Annotated in this window: 1 rRNA gene; it reads left to right on the forward strand. The window is 52.2% G+C overall.

Features of this window, described 5'->3' with window-relative positions:
- Window positions 1-2,318: ribosomal RNA gene (locus KTB61_RS12835) — 23S ribosomal RNA — on the forward strand; the annotation flags it as partial.
- Between the last annotated feature and the right edge of the window lie 25 nt (window positions 2,319-2,343).

The raw sequence follows: 2,343 nt of genomic DNA on the forward strand, positions 1-2,343 counted from the left end.
ACCACTGTAAATGTGGAACTGCGTACTTTTTGTAGAACGGTCCGGCGAGTTACCCCGGCCGGCGAGGTTAAGGACTTAAGGTCCGGAGCCGAAGTGAAAGCGAGCGTTAATAGCGCGTATAGTCAGCCAGGGTAGACCCGAAACCGGGTGACCTATCCATGTCCAGGTTGAAGCTTCCGTAAGAGGAAGTGGAGGACCGAACCCACATCCGTTGAAAAGGGTGGGGATGAGGTGTGGATAGCGGAGAAATTCCAATCGAACCCGGAGATAGCTGGTTCTCCTCGAAATAGCTTTAGGGCTAGCCTCATGAGAGTCTGCTGGAGGTAGAGCACTGAATTGCCTAGGGGGCGTCAAAGCTTACCAAAGCATATCAAACTCCGAATGCCAGACAGATGGTTCATGGGAGTCAGACCATACGAGATAAGTTGGATGGTCAAAAGGGAAAGAGCCCAGACCCACAGCTAAGGTCCCAAAGTGCGTGTTAAGTGGAAAAGGATGTGGGGATTCGAAGACAACTAGGACGTTGGCTCAGAAGCAGCCATTCATTGAAAGAGTGCGTAATAGCTCACTAGTCGAGAGTCCCTGCGCCGAAAATGTCCGGGGCTGAAACACGACACCGAAGCTTGGGAATGCGAATGCATTGGTAGAGGAGCATTGCATGAGGGATGAAGCCATACCGAAAGGAGTGGTGGACTTCATGGAAGAGAGAATGCCGGAATGAGTAGCGAGATGAAGGTGAGAATCCTTCAGGCCGAATATCTAAGGTTTCCAGAGTAAAGCTGATCTGCTCTGGGTAAGTCGGGACCTAAGGCGAGGTCGAAAGACGTAGTCGATGGATAACAGGTTGAGATTCCTGTACCACATATGGACAGAACTGTGGGGACACAGACAGGGAATGGAATCCGGGAATGGAGAGCCCGGAGCAAGCGAGGTAGGAGTCAGGCTGGCAAATCCGCCTGATGATCTGAAGACGTGATGCGTACCGAACATAAGTAGGGAAGTCCAGGCCCCTGGCTGTCGAGAAAAGCCGCTATCGTTTCATATGTGCCCGTACCGTAAACCGACACAGGTGGATGAGGAGAGAATCCTAAGGCCGACGGGAGAAGTGTTGTTAAGGAACTCGGCAAAATGACTCCGTAACTTCGGGAGAAGGAGTGCCATGAGAGTGGCCGCAGAGAAATGGCCCAAGCAACTGTTTAGCAAAAACACAGGTCTATGCAAAACCGAAAGGTGAAGTATATGGGCTGACGCCTGCCCGGTGCTGGAAGGTTAAGGGGAGAGGTTAGCGCAAGCGAAGCTTTGAACTTAAGCCCCAGTAAACGGCGGCCGTAACTATAACGGTCCTAAGGTAGCGAAATTCCTTGTCGGGTAAGTTCCGACCCGCACGAAAGGCGTAATGATTTGGGCACTGTCTCAACAACACACCCGGTGAAATTGAAATACCAGTGAAGATGCTGGTTACCTGCGCCAGGACGGAAAGACCCCATGGAGCTTTACTCCAGCTTGATACTGGGATTCGGCATGATATGTACAGGATAGGTGGGAGACTGAGAAGTAAGGACGTCAGTCCTTATGGAGTCGCTGTTGGGATACCACTCTTATCATGTTGGATTTCTAACCATCGGCCGTGATCCGGCCGGGGGACAATGTCAGGTGGGGAGTTTGACTGGGGCGGTCGCCTCCGAAAGGGTATCGGAGGCGCTCAAAGGTTCCCTCAGAATGGTCGGAAACCATTCGAAGAGTGCAAAGGCAGAAGGGAGCTTGACTGTGACACCGACGGGTGGAGCAGGTACGAAAGTAGGACTTAGTGATCCGGTGGTATAACGTGGGATTGCCATCGCTCAACGGATAAAAGCTACCCTGGGGATAACAGGCTTATCACTCCCAAGAGTTCACATCGACGGAGTGGTTTGGCACCTCGATGTCGGCTCATCGCATCCTGGAGCTGTAGCAGGTTCCAAGGGTTGGGCTGTTCGCCCATTAAAGCGGTACGCGAGCTGGGTTCAGAACGTCGTGAGACAGTTCGGTCCCTATCCGGCGCAGGCGGAGGAAATTTGATAGGAGCTGTCCTTAGTACGAGAGGACCGGGATGGACGGACCGCTGGTGTATCTGTTGTACTGCCAAGTGCATGGCAGAGTAGCCAAGTCTGGAAGGGATAAACGCTGAAGGCATCTAAGCGTGAAGCCCCCCTAAAGATAAGATTTCCCATACCATAAGGTAGTAAGACCCCTTGAAGACTACGAGGTTGATAGGGCAGAGGTGGAAGTGTAGCAATACATGGAGCTGACTGTTACTAATCGGTCGAGGCTTTAACCAGAGAAGGCAGAGTGAGGGATGACTTG

This window comes from Anaerostipes faecalis (assembly GCF_018982945.1).
GTDB lineage: Bacteria > Bacillota > Clostridia > Lachnospirales > Lachnospiraceae > Anaerostipes > Anaerostipes faecalis.